This window comes from Pseudomonas sp. WS 5011, assembly GCF_012985775.1.
Lineage (GTDB): Bacteria > Pseudomonadota > Gammaproteobacteria > Pseudomonadales > Pseudomonadaceae > Aquipseudomonas > Aquipseudomonas peli.
Genome location: NZ_JAAQXA010000061.1, coordinates 1 through 2,620, shown reverse-complemented (window position 1 = coordinate 2,620; position 2,620 = coordinate 1). Strand labels below are relative to the sequence as shown.

2 protein-coding genes are annotated in these 2,620 nt (G+C 65.0%); both read left to right on the top strand.

Annotated elements, in window-relative coordinates; genetic code table 11:
• The first annotated feature begins 204 nt into the window (after nucleotides 1-204).
• Nucleotides 205-1,719, top strand: a complete 1,515-nt coding sequence (istA, locus tag HBN63_RS21470) for an IS21-like element IS1491 family transposase (RefSeq protein WP_170050830.1) — start codon at nucleotides 205-207, stop codon at nucleotides 1,717-1,719.
• 17 nt (nucleotides 1,720-1,736) lie between these two features.
• Complete coding sequence (istB, locus tag HBN63_RS21465; RefSeq protein ID WP_003290589.1) at nucleotides 1,737-2,492, top strand: IS21-like element ISPpu7 family helper ATPase IstB; 756 nt, start codon at nucleotides 1,737-1,739, stop codon at nucleotides 2,490-2,492.
• Nucleotides 2,493-2,620: the final 128 nt, after the last annotated feature.

The following is a 2,620-nucleotide window of genomic DNA, read 5'->3' as shown; positions in this document are numbered from 1 at the left end:
TGCGGATTCCACGGTCATCTGGCCACCCATTCCATGAGCATCTGACCACCGATTCCACGCTGATCCGGCCACCCATTCCACGCGCATCCGGCCACTGATTCCACGGCCATCCGGCCACTCAACCGGGCAGGCAGCTACGCAGGATTTCTTCACTACCATCGACCTCTTTTTCGAAGCAGAGAGGTCGTCGTGGAGCGTTTATCCATGCGTAAAATTCGCGAAGTACTACGTCTCAAGTTCGAGGTCGGACTATCAGCTCGCCAGATTGCGGTCAGCGTGCAGGTCGGTCGTGTCACCGTCGGCGACTACCTCAATCGTTTTGCCGCCAGTGGTCTCAGTTGGCCCTGTTCGTTGTCCGATGCCGAGTTGGAGCAGCAACTGTTCCCGCCGGCCCCGGCGGTTGCCAGCGAGAAGCGGCCTTTACCCGATTGGGCATGGGTGCATGCCGAACTGCGCCGCCCCGGGGTGACCCTGGCGCTGCTCTGGCAGGAGTACCGCCTGAGCCAGCCGCAGGGCTTTCAGTACAGCTGGTTCTGTGAGCACTACCGGGCCTGGCAGGGCAAGCTGGACGTGGTGATGCGTCAGGAGCACCGCGTCGGCGAGAAGCTGTTCGTCGACTATGCCGGCCAGACGGTGCCGGTTATCGACCGCCACAGCGGCGAGATCCGCCAGGCGCAGGTGTTCGTCGCGGTGCTCGGCGCGTCCAGCTACACCTTCGCCGAAGCCACCTGGTCGCAGCAGCTGCCGGACTGGCTAGGCTCGCATACCCGTTGCTTCGCCTTCCTCGGCGGCGTGCCGGAGATCGTGGTGCCGGACAACCTGCGCAGCGCGGTGAGCAAGGCCCATCGTTACGAGCCGGACATCAACCCCAGCTACCGCGACCTTGCCGAGCACTACGGAGTGGCGGTGGTGCCGGCGCGGGCACGCAAACCGCGCGACAAGGCCAAGGCCGAAGTCGGCGTGCAGGTGGTCGAGCGTTGGATCCTCGCGGCCCTGCGCAACCGTCAGTTCTTCTCCTTGGACGAACTCAACAGCGCCATCTCCGTGTTGCTGGAGCGGCTCAACCAACGCCCGTTCAAGAAGCTGCCGGGCTCGCGCCAGACGGCCTTCGACAGCCTGGATCGTCCGGCGCTGCGCCCCCTGCCGGAGCAACCCTACGTCTACGCCGAGTGGAAGAAAGCGCGGGTGCACATCGACTACCACGTCGAGGTCGATGGGCATTACTACTCGGTGCCGTATCAACTGGTGAAGAAGCAGCTGGAGGTGCGCCTGACGGCGCGCACCGTCGAGTGTTTCCACGCCAACCAGCGAGTGGCCAGCCACCTGCGCTCAATGCACAAGGGCCGGCACAGCACGCAGGCCGAGCACATGCCCAAGAGCCATCGCGAGCATGCCGAGTGGACGCCACAACGGCTGATCCGCTGGGCCGAGCAGACCGGGCCGAGCACCGCCGGCGTGATCCGGCACATCCTCGAACGGCGCATCCATCCGCAGCAGGGCTACCGGGCCTGCCTGGGCATCCTGCGCCTGGGCAAGACCCATGGCGAAGTGCGCTTGGAGTTGGCCTGCCGTCGCGCCATCAGCCTCGGTGCGTGCAGTTACAAGAGCCTCGAATCGATCCTGCGCCAGGGGCTGGAAAACCTGCCGCTGGCCCAGCAGCACCTGCCCCTGCTGCCGGACGACCACGCCAACCTGCGCGGCCCCGGCTACTACCACTGAACACAAGGAAACTCACCATGCTGCCCCATCCGACCCTGGACAAGCTGCAAACCCTGCGCCTGCACGGCATGCTCAAGGCGCTGAATGAACAACTGAAAACCCCGGACATCGACAGCCTGAGCTTCGAGGAACGCCTCGGTCTGCTGGTCGACCGCGAGCTGACTGAACGCGACGACAAGCGCCTGAGCAGCCGCCTGCGCCAGGCCCGGCTCAAGCACAACGCCTGCCTCGAAGACATCGACTACCGCAGCCCGCGCGGGCTGGATAAGGCGCTGATCCTGCAACTGAGCGGCGGCCAGTGGCTACGCGACGGCCTCAACCTGATCATCGGCGGCCCCACCGGTGTCGGTAAAACCTGGCTGGCCTGCGCCCTGGCCCACCAGGCCTGCCGAGAAGGCTACAGCGTGCGTTACCTGCGCTTGCCGCGTTTGCTGGAAGAACTGGGTCTGGCCCATGGCGACGGGCGCTTCGCCAAGCTGATGAGCAGCTACGCCAAGACCGACCTGCTGATCCTCGATGACTGGGGCTTGGCCCCGTTCACCGCCGAACAGCGGCGCGACATGCTGGAGCTACTGGACGACCGCTACGGCCAGCGCTCGACCATCGTTACCAGCCAGATGCCGGTGGACAACTGGCACGAACTGATCGGCGATCCGACCCTGGCCGACGCTATCCTCGACCGCCTGGTGCACAACGCTTACCGGATCAATCTGAAGGGTGAATCAATGCGCAAACGGACGCAGAAATTGACGACGCCAGCCAACCCGGACTAACAATGCCACCCCTGCGTCGCTGCGCTCCGACTGCCCGGCCGGATGGCCGTGGAACAGGTGGCCAGATGGCCCTGGAATGCCTGGCCAGATGAGAGCGGACTGGGTGGCCGGATGGCGTGGAATCCGCA

Excerpts from the sequence above, each read along its gene's own strand:
- istA (WP_170050830.1), top strand. The coding sequence starts at position 205 with ATGCGTAAAATTCGCGAAGTACTACGTCTCAAGTTCGAGGTCGGACTA.
- istB (WP_003290589.1), top strand. The coding sequence starts at position 1,737 with ATGCTGCCCCATCCGACCCTGGACAAGCTGCAAACCCTGCGCCTGCAC.